23 protein-coding genes are annotated in these 21,007 nt (G+C 67.6%); 2 read left to right on the top strand and 21 right to left on the bottom strand.

From position 1 onward, the window contains the following. Positions 1-62 precede the first annotated feature (62 nt). The 4 genes from ABD002_RS11630 to ABD002_RS11615 all read right to left on the bottom strand — a co-directional run bounded on the left by ABD002_RS11630 (position 63) and on the right by ABD002_RS11615 (position 3,620). On the bottom strand, positions 63-1,082 hold the full coding sequence (locus ABD002_RS11630; protein ID WP_343791235.1) for a S1C family serine protease: 1,020 nt from the start codon (positions 1,080-1,082) through the stop codon (positions 63-65). Positions 1,083-1,302: 220 nt separating this feature from the next. Then, positions 1,303-2,178 carry a hypothetical protein gene (locus tag ABD002_RS11625; RefSeq protein WP_343791233.1) on the bottom strand — a complete coding sequence of 292 codons (876 nt, stop codon included), beginning with the start codon at positions 2,176-2,178 and terminating at the stop codon, positions 1,303-1,305. A gap of 9 nt (positions 2,179-2,187) precedes the next feature. Beyond that, on the bottom strand, positions 2,188-3,003 hold the full coding sequence (locus tag ABD002_RS11620) for a hypothetical protein (protein ID WP_343791231.1): 816 nt from the start codon (positions 3,001-3,003) through the stop codon (positions 2,188-2,190). Between the two features lie 164 nt (positions 3,004-3,167). Further along, complete coding sequence (locus ABD002_RS11615; RefSeq protein ID WP_343791229.1) at positions 3,168-3,620, bottom strand: hypothetical protein; 453 nt, start codon at positions 3,618-3,620, stop codon at positions 3,168-3,170. A gap of 28 nt (positions 3,621-3,648) precedes the next feature. On the opposite strand from ABD002_RS11615, the gene ABD002_RS11610 reads away from it, so the two are divergent. Further along, positions 3,649-4,140, top strand: a complete 492-nt coding sequence (locus tag ABD002_RS11610) for a hypothetical protein (RefSeq protein ID WP_343791227.1) — start codon at positions 3,649-3,651, stop codon at positions 4,138-4,140. A 25-nt stretch (positions 4,141-4,165) separates the two neighbouring features. Here the strand turns inward: ABD002_RS11610 and ABD002_RS11605 are convergent, their stop codons facing one another. The 16 genes from ABD002_RS11605 to ABD002_RS11530 all read right to left on the bottom strand — a co-directional run bounded on the left by ABD002_RS11605 (position 4,166) and on the right by ABD002_RS11530 (position 19,419). Then, entirely contained in the window at positions 4,166-4,924 is a 759-nt protein-coding gene (locus ABD002_RS11605) for an NYN domain-containing protein (RefSeq protein WP_343791225.1), read from the bottom strand. A gap of 182 nt (positions 4,925-5,106) precedes the next feature. Continuing rightward, positions 5,107-5,670 (bottom strand): hypothetical protein, encoded by a 564-nt coding sequence (locus ABD002_RS11600; protein WP_343791223.1) that lies wholly within the window; start codon positions 5,668-5,670, stop codon positions 5,107-5,109. Between the two features lie 18 nt (positions 5,671-5,688). Further along, a complete protein-coding gene (trxA, locus tag ABD002_RS11595) occupies positions 5,689-6,015 on the bottom strand; it encodes a thioredoxin (protein WP_343791221.1) in 327 nt (108 codons plus the stop codon). Positions 6,016-6,112: 97 nt separating this feature from the next. Then, the gene (locus ABD002_RS11590) at positions 6,113-6,496 is read right to left on the bottom strand and encodes a DUF488 domain-containing protein (protein WP_343791219.1); all 384 of its coding nucleotides are present in this window, start codon (positions 6,494-6,496) and stop codon (positions 6,113-6,115) included. Then, on the bottom strand, positions 6,493-7,209 hold the full coding sequence (locus tag ABD002_RS11585; RefSeq protein ID WP_343791218.1) for a uracil-DNA glycosylase family protein: 717 nt from the start codon (positions 7,207-7,209) through the stop codon (positions 6,493-6,495). The genes ABD002_RS11590 and ABD002_RS11585 overlap by 4 nt, the downstream gene beginning before the upstream one ends. Before the next feature lie 65 nt (positions 7,210-7,274). After that, positions 7,275-8,099: a DUF4097 family beta strand repeat-containing protein gene (locus tag ABD002_RS11580; RefSeq protein ID WP_343791216.1), complete on the bottom strand. Its 825-nt coding sequence runs from the start codon at positions 8,097-8,099 to the stop codon at positions 7,275-7,277. A 101-nt stretch (positions 8,100-8,200) separates the two neighbouring features. Further along, complete coding sequence (locus tag ABD002_RS11575; protein ID WP_343791214.1) at positions 8,201-8,956, bottom strand: slipin family protein; 756 nt, start codon at positions 8,954-8,956, stop codon at positions 8,201-8,203. Then, positions 8,956-10,350 (bottom strand): NfeD family protein, encoded by a 1,395-nt coding sequence (locus ABD002_RS11570; protein ID WP_343791212.1) that lies wholly within the window; start codon positions 10,348-10,350, stop codon positions 8,956-8,958. The genes ABD002_RS11575 and ABD002_RS11570 overlap by 1 nt, the downstream gene beginning before the upstream one ends. Positions 10,351-10,668: 318 nt before the next feature. Beyond that, positions 10,669-12,084: an amino acid permease gene (locus tag ABD002_RS11565; protein ID WP_343791210.1), complete on the bottom strand. Its 1,416-nt coding sequence runs from the start codon at positions 12,082-12,084 to the stop codon at positions 10,669-10,671. Between the two features lie 41 nt (positions 12,085-12,125). Beyond that, positions 12,126-13,328, bottom strand: coding sequence for a M24 family metallopeptidase (locus tag ABD002_RS11560; protein WP_343791208.1), 1,203 nt, complete (start codon positions 13,326-13,328; stop codon positions 12,126-12,128). After that, the gene (locus ABD002_RS11555; protein ID WP_343791206.1) at positions 13,325-14,941 is read right to left on the bottom strand and encodes an aldehyde dehydrogenase family protein; all 1,617 of its coding nucleotides are present in this window, start codon (positions 14,939-14,941) and stop codon (positions 13,325-13,327) included. The genes ABD002_RS11560 and ABD002_RS11555 overlap by 4 nt, the downstream gene beginning before the upstream one ends. A gap of 1 nt (position 14,942) precedes the next feature. Continuing rightward, a complete protein-coding gene (locus ABD002_RS11550; protein WP_343791204.1) occupies positions 14,943-15,848 on the bottom strand; it encodes a dihydrodipicolinate synthase family protein in 906 nt (301 codons plus the stop codon). A gap of 2 nt (positions 15,849-15,850) precedes the next feature. Next, entirely contained in the window at positions 15,851-17,140 is a 1,290-nt protein-coding gene (locus tag ABD002_RS11545; protein WP_343791202.1) for an FAD-dependent oxidoreductase, read from the bottom strand. Further along, positions 17,133-17,384, bottom strand: a complete 252-nt coding sequence (locus ABD002_RS11540) for a (2Fe-2S)-binding protein (RefSeq protein ID WP_343791200.1) — start codon at positions 17,382-17,384, stop codon at positions 17,133-17,135. The genes ABD002_RS11545 and ABD002_RS11540 overlap by 8 nt, the downstream gene beginning before the upstream one ends. After that, positions 17,381-18,481: an NAD(P)/FAD-dependent oxidoreductase gene (locus ABD002_RS11535; RefSeq protein WP_343791198.1), complete on the bottom strand. Its 1,101-nt coding sequence runs from the start codon at positions 18,479-18,481 to the stop codon at positions 17,381-17,383. Before ABD002_RS11535 ends, ABD002_RS11540 begins: the two co-directional genes overlap by 4 nt. After that, on the bottom strand, positions 18,478-19,419 hold the full coding sequence (locus ABD002_RS11530) for a 4-hydroxyproline epimerase (protein WP_343791196.1): 942 nt from the start codon (positions 19,417-19,419) through the stop codon (positions 18,478-18,480). The genes ABD002_RS11535 and ABD002_RS11530 overlap by 4 nt, the downstream gene beginning before the upstream one ends. 140 nt (positions 19,420-19,559) lie before the next feature. Here ABD002_RS11530 and ABD002_RS11525 point away from each other — a divergent pair, with 140 nt between their 5' ends. Further along, positions 19,560-20,306: an AraC family transcriptional regulator gene (locus ABD002_RS11525; RefSeq protein WP_343791194.1), complete on the top strand. Its 747-nt coding sequence runs from the start codon at positions 19,560-19,562 to the stop codon at positions 20,304-20,306. Between the two features lie 54 nt (positions 20,307-20,360). On the opposite strand, the gene ABD002_RS11520 is transcribed toward ABD002_RS11525, so the two are convergent. Continuing rightward, positions 20,361-20,978, bottom strand: coding sequence for a hypothetical protein (locus tag ABD002_RS11520; RefSeq protein ID WP_343791192.1), 618 nt, complete (start codon positions 20,976-20,978; stop codon positions 20,361-20,363). Positions 20,979-21,007: the final 29 nt, after the last annotated feature.

The following is a 21,007-nucleotide window of genomic DNA, read 5'->3' as shown; positions in this document are numbered from 1 at the left end:
GCAGTCTCCAGGACGAATGTCCATGCAGACCGGCACCGCGGCCGATTGCTTGCGCGATGGGTTCAGGGCGCCAGTTCGCGCGGAACGACTTTCAGCCTGAGCCGGCGATCGCGGCGCAGCACGTCGACCACGGATTCGCGGCCGATCGCGTCGGCGTTCAGAACCCGATGCAGCGCGTCGATGCCGTCGACGGCGCGTTCCTCGAACGCGACCACGATATCGCCGCTTTCGAGCCCTGCGCGTGCGGCCGGACTGCCCTCGGCAACTTCCATCACGCGCACGGCCGTGCTCGCCGGCAGGTCGAACCAGCGCACGTAGCGGCGCGGCAGCGAGAGATTCTGCGCGCCGATACCGAGCGAGGCGCGGCGCACGCGGCCGTGCCGCATCAGCTCCGCGACGACCTGGTTCGCGGTGTCGATCGAGGTCGCGAAGCAGATGCCCTGCGCACCGGCGATGATCGCGGTATTGACGCCGATCACGCGGCCGTTGGCGTCCAGCAGCGGGCCGCCCGAATTGCCAGGATTCAGCGCCGCATCGGTCTGGATCACGTCCTCGATCAGGCGCCCGCCGGTCGAACGCAGGCTGCGCCCGAGCGCGCTGACCACGCCGGCCGTGACCGTGCAGGCGAAACCGAGCGGATTGCCGATCGCGATGACCAGTTGGCCGACGCGGATCGTGCGCGCCGACCCGAGCGGCAGCGTCGGCAGCGGCTGCGCTGAGGCGACGCGCAGCAGCGCAACGTCGGTGTGCGGATCTTCACCGATGAGATCCGCCGCAAAGGTCTGACCCGCCGTGGTCGCGACCTCGATCTGCCGCGCGCGATGCACGACATGCGAATTGGTCAGGATCAGGCCGTCCGGCGTGAACAGGAAGCCGGAACCGCCGCCGCCCGGCTGCGCGCGGCCGCTGTCGTCGGTGCGGCCGGAGACCGTGATCGCGACGACCGCGCTGGCGGCCGCGTCGACGACGCTGGTGACGACGCGCGAATAGGCGTCGAGCGCGGCACTCCCCTCATCGCGAGGCGCGCCGTTGTCCGGCGTGGACGGTACGTCACTGTGTGAACCGGGATCGATATCGAGCATGCGGTGGAAATGGGGATCGCGCTGCACGCCTCAAGTCGACGACGCGAGCCTGGCCTCGGATGCGCGAAGCGACACATCGTGGCACCTGATTCGCGCAGAATCCCAGCCTTGTGCAGAGCCGATTCTGCGTGCCGCGATGAAGCATGTCGGCTGAGGTTCGGCGCGAATCCGGAAAGGGTCAAATGCTCGAAATCTCCGTCATTTTCCTGCACATGATCCGTTACGGACACGCATAACCCGGTGAATGATCCAGGCAGACGTTGTTCGCGCTGCCGCCGAGGTTGGCGACATTGGTGATCGTGTACTGGTTGCCGCCCAGATTGTTGCCACTGAACGTATTCGCGCCAAGCGCGACCGTGCCCCCGATACCGTTGATCGCATAGTTGCCGTTGTTGTTGAAGCGGTTGCCGCTGAACGTAGCTCCATCTGCTCCCGCCGCACCGTATATCCGGTTGCCGCTGATGTCGCTGTTTTCGACAATGAGTTTGATCGCACCACCGGCTCTATTGACGCCATGGGATCCGTTGCGCGCAACCTGCGAATCGCGCAGCCGTACGGTTCCGCCAGCCCCGGATGTATAGAACTGGACCGCAGCGTTGCCATAGTTCTCGACGATATTCAGACGCTCCAACACGGTGCCGTCGCCGGCATCGCTGATGTATATCGCCGCGGTGGACGCGGCGCTGCCGGTGAACCCTCGGATCGTGCCGTCATGGATATGCAATGCGCCGACCGGCGCGCCTCCGGCGTAGGCGCTGATACCGGCACTGCCTGCGCCCGGAGTGCACGACGTCACCGGCATGCCGGTGCAACTGCCGCCGCCATCGATCGTGTGACCGTTGAGATTCAGATCGACCGGCGAGGCGTTGATGTTGATCGCATTAGCGCCAGCTGCCGTTACCAGCAGGTCCGACGTCAGCACATAAGACCCCGGTGCGCTGATCGTGATCGGAAATCCCGCACCATCGCCCGCGAAACACCCTGCGATGGCGCAGTCCTGGTTGATCTCGAACGCGCCGCCACCGGCTGCGCTCGCGATCAGCGGCGCCAGCGCCAGAGCAAGGATTGAAAAGCGTAGTGCCTGATTGCCGTTCATGTCGCGCTCCTATTGGAAGTCGTCTTCAAAGATCGTGTCGTTGTTGGTCGCAGCCAGGCCGTCGAGATTGGCGGCGCCCCAGCGATCGGAAAAATTGAGCAGGGTGAAGCGCTTGCTCCACGTGCCATCGGTCAGATGCAGTTGCATCACGTCTTCATCGGCGAACGTGATGCCGGCGATCGTGCCGCCCGTGTCAAAGGAAACGAGCAGATAGCTCTTGGTGCCGAACGTATCGATGGCATCGACATTGAGATTCGCCGACAAGCCAAGCGCTCGCGCATCGAGCAACTTGGCGCCGAACGCATTACCGCTGAACGCAATCACGTCGGCTGGCTGGATCGTGATACCTCCGACTGAGAACGTCTTGTCGAACGACAGCAGCAGCGGGCCATTGCTGCCCAGCCGCGCGACGCCATCGCAGTGCACGCCTCTGGGCACGCCGGCCGCAGCGGCGTCGAACTGCTTGCTGAAGGAGCTGCCGGAAAAACGGATCACATCGGCCGGGTCGAAGTAGGTTCCGCCCAGCGTGACGCCGATATCCAGCGCGAACAGGATGTTGCCGTTACCCTCGATGTGAAAATCATGGAGCACGGCGTTGTCGGGCAGCCCGGCAATCTGCATGCGCTGGCGGGCGCCGGCGAGATCGTCGTCGACGAAATCCTTGCGCGCGGCAAACAATCCCGGGCCGACGATGTTCGCGCCGATGTCGGCCGAGTACTGCAAATGCGCAATCAGCGGCGCATCGGCCCCGGCGCCCTGTGCGGCGAGAATCGCGATCAATCCCAGCGCCGCGGCGATCGGTTTCTTGCTCAGTCTTGGATACACGCTGCGTCTCCTCAAACCAGGCCACTGCCCACAGGCGGAACACGTGCCTGCTTTTCGCTGTTGCCTGGATCAACGAGACGCGACGAGCAAACCGAACATGTGAAGGCAACACGCCGGAGCAAACAGCGGAGCTGGCCCGAAGGGCACGCCACAGGAGCAGTGTGTTACGCGGAAGGGGAAGCCTGCGAGTCGTAATCGACGCCAATCAGGTCGTGGCATCTCACGAGTTCGCCGTTCCATTGGCGGAACGGCGCATCGGCGACCGATCCTACCGAGTCAGTACGCTTGCCGAGCGTCTGCGCACAGGTCTTCTGCTCGTCGTCCTGCGGCTTGCCTGCGGCGGCGACCCGGTCGACGAGGATGTCGCGCCTGGCAACGCCGAATTTTCCATTGTGCAGTAGTGCACACTCGGGCAGGCCGCCAACGGCGCACCCTCGGCGCGATCGCGATCCAGCGGGTAGCGCGTGACGGCCTGCGCGGGCCATACGCCCATGCACGGAAACAACGGCAAAAAATGCCAAAAAGATCTCACTTTGGCCGCTTCGGACCGGGGAAATCGCGGGCCAAGCGGCCGAGGAAAGCTGGCGCGCTTCTTGCTTCGGGTCCGGCGTGGGCAACGAACTCCTCCAATCGTACGGGTCGGTGATGACCGAGGCATTCCAGCAACGCAGCGGTTGCGCCAGACTCCGACCGGCCGATTGCCCGGTCGAGTGGCGTTCGCGCTACGACGGCCTGGTGGCGATCGCCTACGTTGACGGCAAGGCGGTCGCCGGCATTTCCGGGCCGTGGTCGGACAAGTTCGCGCTGACCTGGTGGGAGCGTCCGCTGCCGCAGCGCCAGCTCGAACTGTTCGATTCGCTGCAGGATGCGAAACACGAGGTCGAGGCCTGGGCCGTGCGTGTGCGCAATGGCTATTCGAGCGCACCGACGGATGTACACGCCGCCGCGCCGAACCTGCTGCCGATGCTGGTCCCGGTCGCGAAGTCCGGCCTGCTTGACCAGATCCGCGCACTGCTGCCGGAGTTCGCGCGCCGACGTACCGGCGCCTCCTCGCGCGAAACGATCGAACGCATGCGTGAGCGACATGCGCACCAGGATATCGATCTCAGCGGCCTGCACTTCGCGGCCGACGAATAGCTCCCCGCCCGATTGCCGTGACCGCTCAGCCTTCGGCCGGTTTGCGCGCAGCGCGGCGTCGGCTGCGCAAGTAGGTCGCCGTGGTCGTGCCGTCGCCGAGCTTGCGCTTCTCGATCTCGAACAGACCGCTCGCAACGACCAGTTCGCCGAGCTTGCGATAGCCATAGTTGCGCGGATCGAACTCCGGCGCCTGCTTGGCGATATTGCTGCCGACCGGCCCGAGGTTGGCCCAGCCCGAATCGTCGGACGAGGCCTCGACCGCGTTGCGCAGCAGCGCGACCAGGCGCGTGTCCTGCTTGAGCTGCGCGCTCGAGCGCGGCGCAACGGTCTCGTCCTCATCTTCCTTGTCGACCAGGATCTCGGTGTAGATGAACTTGTCGCAGGCCGACACGAACGGCGTCGGCGTCTTCTTCTCGCCGAAGCCGTAGACGACCAGGCCCGCTTCGCGCACGCGCGCGGCGAGCCGCGTGAAATCGCTGTCGCTCGACACGATGCAGAAACCGCCGAGCTTGGCGCCGTAGAGCAGATCCATCGCGTCGATGATCAACGCGGAATCGGTCGCGTTCTTGCCGGTCGTATAGCGGAACTGCTGGATCGGCTGGATCGCGTATTTCAGCAGCGCCTCCTTCCAACCCTTGAGCTGCGGCCCGGTCCAGTCGCCGTAGATGCGCTTGACCGTCGCGGTGCCGTATTTCGCGATCTCGGCGAGCAAGCCCTCGACGACCGCCGGCTGCGCGTTGTCCGCGTCGATCAGCACCGCGAGCTTGGGTGATAGCGAGGCCATGTCATGCTCCTGGAACGCGTGCCAGCCAGCCTACTCCGCTACGTCGGGCACGCGCCATCCTGGCGCCGTTGCGCAGCCGAGGCGAGGCTGACCGAACTCGGCTCGTGGTTCCTGCAGGCGATCGTCCACTACGCGCTGAACGTCGCGGCCAATCGCCCGGAGACCGTTCGTGCGCAACGCGCTCAGCCCAGATGCGTGAACAGCACGCCGATGTAGGCGCCGATGCCGATTGCAGCGGTCACCGTCGCAAGTTCGTGGTAACGCGCGTTGCGCGTCGAGACGGCGCCGGCACTGAGGGTCGCGAACGTCGCCTGAAACCCGAGATTCAGCGGTTCGGGCATTCGGCCGGCCAGGAGGAATTCCTTGCCGACGCTGATCACGATCAGCAGCACCGCGAGCGCAAAGAACCAGCGGTGATTCGCGTAGTAGTGTTCGCGCAGATCGACCGTGGCATCGCCGAAGAAATCCGGCAGCACGAGCGCAGCGAGCAGATAGACGACGATCGTCTGCGCGAGCACGACGGAGAATTCGAAGAAGGTCCAGTCCACGCGCTGGCGCAAACCGAACATCGCCCACCACGACTGCACGGCGATGACCAGGACGAGGATCGCCCAGGCGACGGCGGGCCAGTACGGTCGCAGGCGCGAACGCGTCTGCATGAGGCCGCGAAAGCCTTTCAGGACTTGCGTGATGGCCAGGCCCAGGATGATCGACAGCAGGACCGACAGATAGCTGAAAGCATCCACGTCGCGCTCCCCGTGCCGCTACAGCGCGCGCTCGACCATCGCCGCGAGCTGCGTCCTCGACACCATGCCGATCTGCGTCGCCTGCACCTTGCCACCCTTGAACAGCAGCAGCGTCGGCGCCGAGCGTACGCCGCAGGCGATCGCGGTCTTCTGGTTCTTGTCGAGCTCAACCTTGGCGACCTTGAGCCGGCCCGCATAGTCGGCAGCGAGCTGCTCGAGCATCGGCGCGATCGCCTTGCACGGCCCGCACCACTCACCCCAGAAGTCGACCAGCACCGGCGTCGACGACTGCAGCACGTCGTGCTCGAAACTCGCGTCGGTGGCATGGGTGACGAATTCGCTCATCGGATGACTCCTCGCTGGTGTGCCAATCGTCGCACACGATGGTGACGCACGGTCGTAGGCCGCTCGACGAACGCGGTGCGGCGTGTGACGCAACCCCTCAATGCAGCGCCGACAGCACTTCGCGCAGCACGACCGCCTGGTTCTCGGTCTCGCTCCGCGCGCCATACACCAGCGTGATGCGTTGCGCGCCGGCCGCGGCGAGCAGCGCGTGCAGGCGTTCGCGTTGCGCCGGCTCCGCAAGTTCCATCCGGTAGCGTTCGCGGAACTCGTCCCAGCGCGCCGGATCGTGGCCGAACCAGCGGATCAGGTCCGCGCCCGGCGCGAGTTCGCGCGCCCACTCGTCGAGCTTCAGCACGTCCTTGCTGCGACCGCGCGGCCAGAAGCGGTCGACCAGCACGCGGTAACCATCATGCGGCGTCGGTTCATCGTAGGCGCGCTGGATCGCGATATCGCAATGGGCGGATTTCCGCGCGGGGCTCATGCACGCGCCGCGTTGGTGGCCGGCGCCAACAGTGCGTGCACCCGCTCGCGCAACATCGGCAGCAGCTCGCGCGCGAACCACGGATGGCGCTTGAACCAGCCGGTGTTGCGTGGCGACGGATGCGGCAGCGGGATGAAGCGTGGCGCGTAGTCGGCAAATGCGGCGACGGTGTCGGTCAGGTTTGCCTTGTTCGCCGCACCGAGGAAATGCCGCTGCGCGTACTGGCCGATCAGCAGGGTCAGTTCGATGTGCGGCAGGCGTGCAAGCAGCGCGTCGAGCCACAGCTGCGCACATTCCCGGCGCGGCGGCAGGTCACCGCCGCGACCGCGACCCGGATAGCAATAACCCATCGGCACGATCGCGACCTGTGCGGCGTCGTAGAACAGCGCCTTGTCGATGCCGAGCCAGTCGCGCAGGCGCGCGCCGCTGGCATCGTCCCAAGGCACGCCGCTCGCATGCACTTTCGCACCCGGCGCCTGGCCGACGATCAACAGGCGTGCGCTCGCCTCAGCCTGCACGATCGGACGCGGGCCCAGCGGCAGTTGCGCCTCGCACACGCGGCAGGCGCGGATCGCGGCGAGCAGCGTGGCGAGATCGCGTTCGGCGTCGACTGGTTTCAGCGCGGCATGTGCTCGCGACGACCGCACACGCGTCGATGCGCGTTCACGATCGTCATGGATCGGGAGCGGCGCAACGCCGCCGTGCGGTTTCATCCGCGCGATTGTACGCCGCGCGCCTGCTTCGTCCCGCGGCCCGGTGTATCGACGATGCGCCCGACTCAGTCGTTGTCGCGCGGCACCGACACGCTGCCGCGCACGTCGCGGTGATTCACGTCGCCCGAACCGCGCGAGCGCACGGTGAAGTTGCCGCCGATGTTCGACACGCTGAGATCACCCGAGCCGATCGAGTCGACCGTCACGTCGCGTTCGGCGTGGTCGACCGAAACGTCGCCCGAGCCGACGCTGCCGATGTCGACGCTGCCGCCGACATTCGCAAAGTGCAGGTCGCCCGAACCCACGTGCGCGACCTTCACGTCGCCGTGCACGTCGCGTAGCGTGATGTCGCCCGAGCCGGTGCCGCGCACATCGAGGCTGCCGATCCCGGCGCCGGTCACGTCACCCGAACCGGCGTGAGTGGTCAGCGTGCCGGCTATCCTGTCGACGCGCAGATCGCCGGAACCCGCATCGAAGGCGAGCGCCGCGACGTTCCTGACGTCGGCGTCGCCTGAACTGCTCTTGATGTCGATCGCGAGTTTTGCCGGCACGCGCACATGCAGCTCGATGTAGGCGTAGCTGGAATGAAACCAGCTCCAGTTCGTGTCGCGGCCCTCGTGCGGGGTGATCGTGACGCGATCGCCGCTGCGCTGCTGGTCGACGGTGAGATCGGCGAGCCAGGCCTGATCGGACGCACAGGCCCTGGCGCGCACCTCGACCTTGGCGAGGTCCGGCGCGCCTTCGACCACGACATCGCTGGAACCGAGCGCGAAGGCCACCGTTTTCAAACCGGCCGCGTCGACATCGAAGTCGCGCTGCGCGGTGAACTTGCATTCGTTGGCGGCGGCAAGCGCCGGGACGAGGCCGATCAGGAACAGCAGGCTGCGCATGAGATCACTCCGACAGGTGGACGGCTGCTCAGATGCGGAAACGCGCACCGGGGTTTAGCGGGATGCCGGGATAATCCTTCGCGGACTCGTTCAGGGTCCGCCTATTCCCTTGGCCGCGCCTTCGCGAGCAGCGGCTCGATCAGGTCCAGCGGCAACGGAAACACGACCGTGCTGGTGCGATCGCCGGCGACCTCGACCAGCGTCTGCAGGTAACGCAGCTGGATCGACTGCGGTTGCTGCATCAGGGTCTGCGCGGCCTGCATCAGCTTCTCCGACGCCTGCAGCTCGCCTTCCGCGTTGATCACCTTGGCGCGGCGCTGACGCTCGGCCTCGGCCTGCTTGGCGATCGCCCGGATCATGCCCTCGTCCAGATCGACCTGCTTGATCTCGACGTTGGCGACCTTGATGCCCCAGGCATCGGTGTGCTGATCGAGGATGAGCTGGATGTCCTGGTTGAGCTTGTCGCGCGCGCCGAGCATTTCATCGAGCTCGTGCCGGCCGAGCACCGAACGCAACGTGGTCTGTGCGAGCTGGCTGGTCGCCTCGTGCGCGTTCTCGACCTGGATCACGGCTTTCTCGGGGTCGATCACGCGAAAGTAGATCACCGCGTTGACCTTGACCGACACGTTGTCGCGCGAGATCACGTCCTGCGGCGGTACCGCCATCACGACGGTACGCAAATCGATCCGCACCATCTGCTGGATCACCGGCACCAGGATGAAGATGCCGGGTCCCTTGACCGCCTGGAAGCGGCCGAACAGGAACACCACGGCGCGCTGGTACTCACGCAGGATCTTGACCGAGCTGAGGATCAGCAGCAGCACGAAGGCAACGACGACAGCGGCTACGGACAACATCACGGTTCTCCTTTGCTTGCGACTGGCAGCGGTTTCACGGTGAGCAGCAGGCCGTCGATACCGATCACCTGCACGACCTGGCCGCTGTGCAACGGCGCCTCGGACAACGCCTGCCAGCGCTCACCGTGCACATGCACGATGCCGCGGCGATCGAAATCGCCGATGGCTTCGCCGAGGCTGCCGAGCAGTTGTTCGCGGCCACTGACGACCGGCCGTCCGCGCGCGCGCAGGGCCATCCAGACGATACCGACCAGGACCAGCGCGGCAGCGATGCTGATCCCGATCAGCAGCGGCAACGAGACTCCATATCCGGGCACGCTGGTATCCATCAGGATCACCGAACCGATCACGAATGCGACCACGCCGCCGATGCCCAATGAACCATAGGCCGGCACCACCGTTTCGGCAACGAGCAGCGCCACACCGAGCGCGATCAGCGCCAGGCCGGCGTAGTTCACCGGCAGCATCTGGAACGCATACAGCGCCAGCAGCAGGCAGATCGCGCCGACCACGCCGGGCAGGATGACGCCGGGGCTGTAACCTTCGAACAGCAGTCCGCCGAGGCCGATCAGCAGCAACAGATAGGCCACCTCGGGAGCCGCGATCACCGCCAGGAAGCGGCTGCGCCAGTCCGGATTGAGCGGCTCCACCGTAATGCCTCGCGTATGCAGGACCTGCTCGCCATCGGGCATCGTGACGCGGCGCCCGTCGATGTCGACCAGCAACTGCGGCAAATCGGGTGCGATCAAATCGATGACGTGCAGCTTCAACGCCTGCTCAGCGGACACGCTGACCGCCTCGCGCACCGCCTGTTCGGCCCAGTCCGCGTTGCGGCCGCGGCGCTCGGCCAGTGCGCGGATGTAGGCCACGGCGTCGTTGACGATCTTGCGCGTCTCCGCGTCGGACGTTGGTGCTGGCGGCGGCTGCTTGCTGTCCGGAGGCAACGGCACCGGCACAGGTGCCGGCGGTGTCGGCTGCCCGGGTCCGATCAGCTGTATTGGCGTCGCCGCACCGAGATTGGTGGCCGGCGCCATTGCGGCGATATGGCACGCGTAGAGGATGTAGGTGCCGGCGCTGGCCGCGCGTGAACCACCCGGCGCGACGTAGCCGACTACCGGAACCTCCGAGGCGAGGATCGCCTTGATGATGCCGCGCATGGACTTGTCCAGGCCACCGGGCGTGTCCATCTCCAGCACGATGAGGGCGGCATGCGCCTTAGCGGCGCGGGCGATGCCTCGCTCGACGTAGTCGGCGCTGGCCGGACTGATCGCGCCCTCCACGCGCAGCAGCACGGCAGACGCCGGCGGCTCGGCGGCAGACACGTCGCGCGCAACCGCAGGCGTTGCCAGCAGCAGCGACGCGGACCAGAGCAACCCGGGCAGCAACCTTGCCATGCCGGCATCACAACAGAGCCCATCCTGCTTGGCAAATGGCGGCGTATGGGCGCCATCTCAATGCGGCGCGCGAATGAATCCGGCTCGGTCCGGGTGGCACCCATGCGGCCCTGCCGGCATCGGTTGCGTTCGATTCGGTCGGTATTCGGCGCGGCGTGGCGATGCCGCAGCGTCGGATGAATGGAGAGATCCGCGTGCGCGCCAGGAGAGGTCGTGAGGGAACGACAGGCTGCACACACGGATCGGCCAGCAGATTGCCACGCACAGTGCGCGCGATCTTGCATGGATCGCGCGCAGTGCATGCGGAATTGGGCACAGTCAGGCCTCGGCCGGGTATGCGGCCAGGCGGCTATGCTGCCGTCCGTAGCCGAAATAGAGCACGCAGCCGAGCAGCAGCCACAGCGTGAAACGCACATAGGTGATCGACGGCAAACCCCAGATCAGCCAGCACGAGAAGCCGACGCCGATCAACGGCACCACGGGCACCCAGGGCGTACGGAACGGGCGATGCAGGTCGGGCCGGCGCCAGCGCAGCACGGCGACCGCGGTGCAGATCACGATGAACGCGCCGAGCACGCCGATGTTCACCAGCTTGGCCAGTTCGTCCAGCGGAAACAGGCCGGCCGCCACCGTGGTGACACCGCCGAGCAGCATGGTCGAGCGATGCGGCGTGCGCCATCTTGGATGCACGCCGGCGAACCAGGCCGGCAACAAGCCGTCGCGACCGAGACTGAAACCGATGCGCGCGCCGGCCATCAGGTTCGCGAAGATCACGCTGGTGATGCCGCAGACCGAAGCCAGCGAGATCACCACCATCGCCCAGGGCAAGCCGATGCGGGTGAACGCGCCGGCCACCGGCGCGGCATTGTCCAGCGTGGTGTAGGGCACGATGCCGGTCAGCACCAGGCAGATCGCGAAATACAGCAGCATCGCGATGCCCAGCGACAGCAGCACCGCGCGCGGCAGGTCGCGTTGCGGATTCGTCGATTCCTCGGCCGCGGTGGTCAGCATGTCGTAGCCGAACACCGCGAAGAACACCACCGCCGCGCCGGTCACCACGCCATGCATGCCGAACGGCATGAACGGATGCCAGCGCTCGGGTTTCACGTAGGCCGCGCCGGCGATCACGATCAGCGCGGCGCCGGCGATCTTGATCGCCACGATCAGCGTGTTGAAGCGCGCGCCCCATTCCATGCGGATCGCCAGCAGCGAGGTGATCGCCAGCGAGATCACGATCGCAGGCAGGTTCACGACGCGCCCCGGCGCGCTGCCCCAGGCACCTTGCGCCCACGCCGGCAACGGGATGCCGGCGGCGTCCAGCAGGGCTTGCGCGTAGCCCGACCAGCCGACGGCCACCACCGCGGCGATCAGCGCGTATTCCAGCAGCAGATCCCAGCCGATGATCCAGCCGGCAAATTCGCCGAGCACGGCATAGCCGTAGGTATAGGCGCTGCCCGAGACCGGTATCAGCCCGGCGAATTCCGCGTAACAGAGCGCCGCCGCCGCACTGGCGATGCCGGCGATCAGGAACGACAGCACCACGGCCGGCCCGGTCTGGGTCGCGGCCACCGTGCCGGTGAGCACGAAGATACCGACGCCGATGATGCCGCCGAGGCCGATCGCGGTGAGCTGCCAGAGCCCGAGTACGCGACGCAGTCCGCTGCCGCCGGTGGAGGCTTCGCCCTGCAGGGCTTCCACCGGCTTGCGCCGGACCATGTCGTTTATCAGGCCCATGAATCACTCCCCGGTGGTGGTGGTGCCCGCGCGCAGGCCAGCTAGGCGAACGGCTGATCGATCGCGGGCGATGGTGGCGTGAACCACTCGGCGCCTTCCGCGGTGACGAAGAAGTGGTCTTCCAATCGCACGCCGAATTGCTCCGGCACCACGATCATCGGTTCGTTGCTGCAGCACATGCCCGGTTCCAGCACTGTGGCATCGCCGCGCACCAGGTACGGCGTCTCGTGGATGCTGAGTCCGCAGCCATGGCCGGTGCGATGCGGGATACCGGGCAGGCGGTAGTCAGGACCAAGTCCGGCGCGTTCCACCACGCCGCGCGCGGCCGCATCGACCGTTTCGCAGCGCACGCCGGGCCGCACCGCTTCGAACGCGGCGCGCTGCGCAGCCTGCTCCAGTTCCCAGATGCGCGCCTGCTCGGCGCTGGGGCGTCCGAAGATGTACGTGCGCGTGATGTCCGAGTTGTAGCCCTGCACGCTGCAGCCGATATCGATCAACACCAGCTCGTTCTCTGCGAGTCGCTGCTCGCCGGGAATTCCATGCGGATAGGCCGTGGCCTGGCCGAACTGCACGATGCAGAACGTCGAGCCGTTGTCCGCGCCGAACGCGCGATGCGCGGTGTCGATGAAGTGGCGCAGCTCGGTGGTGCTGATGCCTGCACGGATCAATCCGGCCGCGAGGCGATGCACCTGCAGCGTCATCGCGGTGGCCTGCTTCATCAGCGCGAGTTCCGCCACCGACTTGCACATGCGGCAGCCGTCGACGATCGCGCTGGCGCCGACGATGGGTGTGGCGCCGAGCACGGCGCGCAGCCGTTCGAACATCGCATGCGGCGTGGCCGGATCGAGCGCGAGGCTGCCGGCGTGGCGTTCCTTCATCGCCGCGCGCACCAGCGCCTGCGGATCCTCGTGTTCCTCCCACAGCCGCACGTCCGCGGGGATGCGCAGCGCATGCGCGAGCGAGCCCGCTTCGAACGCCGGGCAGATCACGATCGGGTCGCCCTGTGCCGTCAGCAGCAGGCCGACCAGGCGTTCGCTCAGGCCCCAGGCGATGCCGCTGAAATAACGCAGCGAGGCGCCGGCGGTGATCAGCAGCGCATCGACGCGCTGTTCGCGCATCAGCCGTCTCGCGCGCTCCAGGCGCTGCTGGTATTCCTCGGCGCCGATCGCTGGCGCCGTCGTGGGCCAGGGTTTCAGCGCGGCGTGCGCCTGCGCGAGGTCGAGGCCACCGATCTGTGCGGTCATTCCTTGTGGTCTCCGTGGTTGCCGATGTCGTCGATGCACCAATGGCCGTCGATCAGCCGCGCGACACCGCCCGGGTTGTGATCGCGCAGTTCCGTCGGCAGTTGCGGCTCGGGCACGTTGTCGTAGCTGTGCAAGGCGGCGAAGCGGCGGATCGCGGCCGGCATGCCGACCGCGGTGAAGCCGGGATGACCGGTGCTGGGGTAAGGGCCGCCGTGATTCATCGCCGGGCTCACCGCCACGCCGGTCGGCATCTTGTTGCCGATCAGCCGGCCCACGCGCGGACGCAGCGCGTGCGCGATGTGCGCCCACGCCGCGTCGTCGCTGCTGTCCCGTGCACCGTACAGCGTGCCGGTGAGATTGCCCTCGAACGCGCGCGCGAGTTCCGCCATCTGCGCCGCGTCGGTGGCGCGCAGCAGCAGGCCGACCGGGCCGAACGCTTCGGTCTGCAACGCGCGCGGCTCGCGCAGGAAGGTCTCCGCATCGACGCTCAGCAGAGTCGGTTGAAAGCGATAGCCCGGGCCGGCGGACGCGCCGCCGGTCAGACAGGTTGCGCCCGCTGCGCGCAGCGTGGCCAGCGAACGTTCCAGATGTTCCTGCACACCGCGCGAGAACAGCACGTTCGGTGCGGCGGCGGCGAAATGCGCGGTGGCCGCTTCGACGAACGCATCACCGGCCGCGCCGTTCGGCACCACGACGATGCCGGGGTTGGTGCAGAACTGGCCGCTGCCCATCGTGCAGGAGGCGAAGAACTCCTGCGCCAGCGCCGTGCCACGTTCGGCCAGCACACCGGGAAGCAGGAACACCGGATTGACGCTGGATAGTTCGACGTACGCCGGCACGCCGGCCGCATCCGCGGCCGCCTTCAGCGCGAGGCCACCGGCGCGGCTGCCGGTGAAGCCGATCGCGCCGAGGCGCGCGTCGCCGGCCAGTGCGGCGCCGAGCGCGTGGTCGAAGTGATAGAGCATCTGCACTGCGGCGGCCGGCAAGCCGGCCTGGCGCAGCGCGGTGTGAGCCAACTGCGCCAATCGCTCGCTGGTGGCCGGATGCGAGGGATGCGCCTTGGCGATCACCGGATTGCGCGCGGCGATCGCCGACGCGAAGTCGCTGCCGGCGATCGCGTTGAACGCGAACGGGAAATTGTTCGGTCCGAAGACCAGCACCGGCTTGGCCAGCGGCGCGTAGTGCGCGCGCAGGCCGGCCACCGTATCGATCACGGGCTGCGTCCACGCGTAGCTGCGCACCGCTTGCGCCGCCTGACGCAACTGGCCGCTGGTGCGCGGCAGCTCGACCTTGGCCAGACGCGGCTCCTTCGGCAAAGCGGTCTCGGCGTGAGCCAGCGCGACCAGAGTGTCGACGTCGGCGTCGATCGCATCGGCGTAAGAGTCGAGGAACGCGGCGATCCGCTCCGGCGGCATGGCCGCCAGCTCGTCGGCCACCGCGACCGCCGCGGCCAGTGCCGCCTGCACGTCGGCCGCGCCGCTGACCGGAAACTCCGGACCGATCGCTACGCCCTGCGCCGGATCCTCGGCGCGAAAATGGCCGTGCAGCGCCTGCGCCGCGCGCCAGTCGCCGCCGATCAACACGGGCCGCACGGATGACGGTTGCGTGGACATGTCAGAGTGCCGAGCGGGTGGCGATCGCGTGGTCGATCACCTGCAGTGCAGCCTCACGTTCGCTGCCATCCATCACCAGCCGCGGCGCGCGCACGCGCTCGCTGCCCATGCCGACCTTCTGCTGCACCAGCTTGATCAGCTGCACGAACTTCGGCACGGTATCCAGCCGCAGCAGCGGCAGGAACCAGGCATACAACTCGGCGGCTGCGTTGGCGCCGCCGTCGCGGGCCAGCTCGAACAATTTCACCGACTCCTTCGGATAGGCGTTGACGAGGCCGGCGATCCAGCCCGTCGCACCCATGCACACGCCTTCGACGACCGCGTCGTCCATGCCGACCAGCAGCTGCAGCCGATCACCGAGCAACGCGCGCAACGCCGCGAAGCGGCGCACGTCACCGGAAGATTCCTTCACCGCCTGCACGTTCGGATAGTCGCGCGCGAGTTCGGCAATCTGCGCCGGCGTGAAATCGGTCTTGTACGCGATCGGATTGTTGTAGAGCATGCACGGCAGGTCGGTGGCCGCGATCACCGCGCGCAGATGCGCGCCCATCTCGCGCCAGTCGGTGGAATACACGTACGGCGGCAATACCATCAGGCCGCTGCAGCCGATCGCCTTGGCCTCGCGCGCGAGGCGCACCGCCTCGTCGGTGGACAGCGCGGCGATGCCGGGGATCACCGGCGCGCGGCCGTCGAGCGTCTTCACCAGCGTGCGCAGGATCGCCAGCTTCTCCTCGAAGCCCAGCGTCGCCGCCTCACCGAGCGAGCCCAGCGGCACGATGCCGGTGCAGCCGGCAGCGATCATCGTGCGCGCGTGTTCGGCGAGAAAGACATGGTCGACCTGACCATCGGGGGTGAACGGCGTGGTGATGGCGGGAATGACGCCGCGCCAGAGGGATGCATTGCTCATGGTCAGTTGCCTCGATACTCGTCTGAAAAGGAAGGCTCCGATTCGGCCAACGCGAGCGTGGCCAATCGGGCGGGGAACAAGGGCGGTCGTACACCGCCGCGTGGAAAACAGCCGAGTTCGGCCAGCGCGCTGCCGCAGATGCGGCCTTGGCAAGCACCCATGCCGCAGCGCGTCGCCAGCTTGGCGGCACGCGCATCGGTGAAGCCGTCCAGCGCGGCCAGCGTCACGTCCTCGCAGCGGCAGACCAGGGTCTGCGGCGTGGCCAGCGCATGCAGACGCGGGTCGAGCGCGAAATGGCGGCGCAACAGATCGGCGAAGCGCCGCGCCTGGGCGCGTTGCGGCAGCAGCGCAGTCGCTGCCTCGTCATCACCCGCGGCCGCATGGCCGGCGATCGCGCCTTCGATCCGCGCAGCCGCCAGACCGCCGATGCCGCACAACTCGCCGGCCGCATGGACGTCCGCAACGCTGGTGCGCAGCAGCGAGTCGACTTGCACCTGCGGATGCGCGCCATCGTGTTCCATTGCGCAGCCAAGCAGGCCGGCCAGTTCGACATTCGGCACCAGTCCGTAGCCGACTGCGAGCTGATCGCATTCGAGTCGATGCACGCCGCGCGCGCCCTCGATCTCGATCGCGCCGAGCTGGCCTTCGCCGTGCGCGCTGCGCACGATCGAGCCGCAGCGGTACGGCACACCGGCGAGCCGCGCGCGCAGACTGATCGCCTGTGCGGCCCGCGCAGGCCAGTGCAGCAGCTGCCGCGCGAATGCATTGACCGTTGCCGCCGGCGCCTGTTCGTAGATGCCGAGCAGCCGGGCGCCGTGTGCGCGCAAGGTCGCCGCGGCGGCGAGCAGCAGCGGACCGCTGCCGGCCACCACCACGCGCTTGCCGGCGATCGGCCAGCCCTGCTTCAGCAGCGCCTGCAATCCACCGGCGCCGGCGACACCGGGCAAGGTCCAGCCGGGAAACGGCAGCAGCAGTTCGCGTGCGCCGGTCGCGAGCACCAGCGCCCCGTACGTCAGGCGCTCGGCGCCTTGCGGCGTTTCGACCAGCAAGGCGTGATCTTCGCAAGCAACCACATGGTGCTGCGTGAGGATTTCCACTTGATGCAGCGCGGCGATCGCTTTGCGCGCGGCACGCGGTGCAGCGCGCCGAACGTCGTGACGCCAGACCTGGCCGCCCGGCCGCGCCTGCGCATCGAGCAGACCGACCCGCGCACCATGGCTGGCCGCCGCCTGCGCCGCGGCCAGGCCGGCTGGCCCGGCGCCGACGATCAGCACGTCGTAGCGCTCAGTCATCGGTCTGCACCCGCATGCCATCGCGCGCGGGTGTCATGCAGGCGCGCACATGCGCGACGCCGTCCACCTGTACGCGACATTCGAAGCACACGCCCATGCCGCACAACGGCGCACGCGGTTCGCCGTGCACCGCGCGACGAAACTGCAGCGTCACGTGTGCGACTGCGGCCGCCACGCTTGCGCCCGCCGGCACTTCGACCGGCTGTCCGTTCACCGTCAGGCGCACCCGTCCGGAGAGGTTCATGCGGCCATCCGCGACGGCGCGTACGGCGTCGGGTCGATCGCCGGCTTGCGTTGAAGCAGCAGATCCAGCAACAAGCGCGCGCTGCCCAATGCCGTCGTCACGCCCAAGCCTTCGTGACCGGCCGCGACCCACACATCCTGCTGTCCGGGCACGGCGCCGAGATAGGGCTGGCCATCGGGCGTGGTCGGCCGAAAACCGGTCCATACGCGCAGCCCCTGCAGGCCGTGCAGCACCGGCATGAAACCGAACGCGCGTTCCAGCATGCGCCGCACCATCGCGGGCGACACCGTCGCATCGGTCGCGTTGAATTCGCGCGAGGAGCCGATCAGGATCTGTCCGGTCGGCCGCGGCTGCACATTGAACGCGACGCTGCTGTCGGCGTCGCCGTGCGCGCTGTCGGCATAACCCAGTTCGATCAGCTGATGGCGCAGCAGCGCCGGATAGCGATCGGTGATCACGAGATGACCCTTGCGTCCGCGCATCGGCAGCTGCGGCAGCAAGACCGGCAGCGCGCAGCCGGTCGCGATCAGCGCGGGACCGCTCAGCCGCGTGCCGTCGTCCAGCACCACGCTGCCGCGCTCCAGCTTTCGCGCGGAGCGGCCGCCATGCAGTTGCGCGCCTCGAGCCTGCGCGCGTTGCACCAGATAGCGGGCTACGCGTGGCGGATAGACCACCGCTTCGTTCGGCACCAACATGCCGCCGCACAGACCCGGTGCGAGTTCCGGCTCCAGCTCGTACAGGGTTTGCGCATCGATCGCCTGCGCGTCGACACCGGCCGCTGCCAGGCGCGCGACACGCGTTGTGATCGCGCGGGTTTCGGCCTCGCTGCGCGCGACCCACAAGGTGCCGCAGCGGCTGAACTCGGCCTCGGGGAGGTCCGCGAACGCATCCCACTGCTGCAACGAATAGCGCGCCAGCGCGAGCTCGGCCGGATCGTCGTCCATCGCGACCAGATGACCCATCGCCGCCGCCGTGGCGCCGCCGCCGATCGGGCCGGGCTCGACGATCGCGACGCGCAGGCCTTCGCCCGCCGCCGCGTCGGCGCAGCTGGCGCCGATGATGCCGGCGCCGACCACGATCAGGTCATAACCGGTCATTCCGCGCCGCTGCCCCAGGCGAACGGGTCGGCTTCGTCGATCAGCAGGGTGGCCGTGGCGACGACATGCGCGCTGCCGGTGATCCGCGGCAGCACGCCGCGCGGGCCCGCTGTGTAGCGACCTTCGAAGACGCTGCCGAGAATGCTCTCCTGCAGCCAGGTTTCACCCGCGCCGAGCTTGCCGTCGGCCGCGAGGCAAGCCAGCTTGGCGCTGGTGCCGGTGCCGCACGGCGAGCGGTCGTAGGCGAGGCCCGGACACAGCACGAAGTTGCGTGCGTCCATGCCGGGTGTGGGCGAGGCCGCGTTGATTTCGATGTGGTCGATCTCGCCGCCGTGGGCGCCGCTGATGCCGCCCGCCTCCAGCGCGCGACGGATCGCCTCGGTGTAGACGGTCAGCTCGCGTTGATGGCGGATCTCCAGCGGCAGCGGCGTGTCCTTGGTGATGAAGAACCAGTTGCCGCCCCAGGCCACGTCGCCGCGCACGCTGCCATACCCAGGGACGTCGATGCGCAGATCGGCCGCATGCCGGTAACTTTCCACATTGTCGATGGAAACGCGGCCGTCCTCGTGCAGGTCGACGCCCACCGTGCCGACCGGCGTCTCCAGCCGATGGCTGCCGGCTGCGATGCGGCCGAGATGCGCCAGCGTGCGGATCACGCCGATCGCGCCGTGGCCGCACATGCCGAGATAACCGGTGTTGTTGAAGAAGATCACCCCGGCACAGGCATCGGGGCTCTGCGCCGGCAGCAGCAGCGCGCCGACCACCGCGGCCGAGCCGCGCGGCTCGCACACGATCGCGCTGCGCCAGCGGTCGTAGTGGTCGTGGAAGCGCTGGCGCCGTTCGGCCAAGGTGCCGCCGCCGAGATCGGGAAAGCCAGCGATGACGACCCGGGTGGGTTCGCCGCCGGTGTGGGAGTCGATCACGTCTATGCTATGCATACGGCCATGCTCGCCGGACCGCTGTCCGTGCGTCTAGAAACGCTTGCTTTCAGCGGGTGCGGAAATCGGCACAATGCGGCGCGTGTGCAACGCAGCACGCGCAAGCCTGCCATTACTCGAGAGCCGCCGGGAACATATCGATGGGCGTGAAGATTCCAGCCGACGAACTCCAGGCGCTGTTCGATGCCTTGCCGGATGTCGTGTTCTTCGTGAAAGACGACGCCGGCCGCTACACGCACGCCAATCTCACGCTCGTGCGCCGGCTCGGCCTCAAGCATCGCAGCGAGGTGATCGGCCACAGCGTGACCGAACTATTTCCGGCCATCCTGGGCGGCTCCTACGCCACGCAAGACCTCGGCGTACTGCAGGGCGAAGTGATCGAGAACCAGCTCGAAGTGCATATCTTTCCGAACCGCGAGCCGGGCTGGTGCCTCACCTGCAAGCGGCCGCTGTGGTCGCGCAGCAAGGTGCGTGGTGTGGTCGGCATCTCGCGCGATCTCGGCAAGCCCGATGGCCGCCACCCGACCTACCTGCGCCTGCGCCGGGTGCTGGCCTATCTGCAGGAGCACTACGCGGACAGCGTGCGCGTGCACACGCTGGCCGAGCTGGCCGACCTCTCCGTGGCCCAGCTGGAACGGCATTTCCGGCGCGTGTTCCAGCTCACGCCGCAGCAGGTGCAGACCAAATTGCGCATCGAGGCGGCGATGCGCCTGCTGCACGGCACCGACAGCGTCGCCGCGATCGGCCTGGCCTGCGGCTTCGCCGATCAGAGCGCATTCGCGCGTCAGTTCAAGGCGACCGTGGGCATGAGCCCGCGTGACTACCGCGGCATGGCTTCGCTGCAAACGCGGAAGATGCAGGAAGCGGCCATCAAGCCGGCAAGCTGATCCGGGCTGCTCGTTACGGCGCTGCCGAACTCGGCAGTGCATGCCGATCCACTCTCAGTTGACCTCGAACGATTGCAGCTCGACCGGCGTCGAGATCACGCTGAACGTCAACGCGGTCGCGCTGAGGTGGAACTGGCCGTTGAGCGCACTCAGGGCGCCGTTGTACGCATAGCTGAAGTCGGTCGGGCTGAAGCCGCTCTGGTTCGCGAACGTGATCAGTGTGTAGGTCGTTCCTGGTGTCGGCGGTGCGACACCGTCGGTGAACTTGAACTGGAATGTTCCGGTGCCTTGCCTGGCAAGGCTCCCCGCGAACACGAGGTGATCGGATGCGGCGTTGTTCGTGCCAAGCTGAAATGCGATCGCTCCACCGGCCTGCCAGGTGAATGCATTGCCGTCGAGTTCGCCGACCGCACCGACTGCGCCCGGCGCGACGGTGCCGCTCGGCGCGAGTATCACGTCACCACCGATCGTGCCGTTTCCGCCCAGCGTGCCGTTGTTGGAAACGTTCACCGTCGTGTTCGCCAGCGTGCCATTGACGATGAGCGAGCCGCCGGCGACCGCCGTCGCACCCACGGCCGCATTCGCAGCGCCGCCCGTCAGAAGGAGGCCGCCCGCGAGCGCGATGCGCGCGCCGTGAAGAGCGGAAGTCGCCGTGCGCGAGGCACGAGGCATGACGGTGCCTGCTGCAACACTTCGGATTC

Origin of the sequence: Dokdonella soli, from assembly GCF_039523175.1 — a bacterium.
Classification (GTDB): Bacteria; Pseudomonadota; Gammaproteobacteria; order Xanthomonadales; family Rhodanobacteraceae; genus Dokdonella_A; species Dokdonella_A soli.
This window is presented reverse-complemented; position numbering and strand designations above follow the sequence as displayed.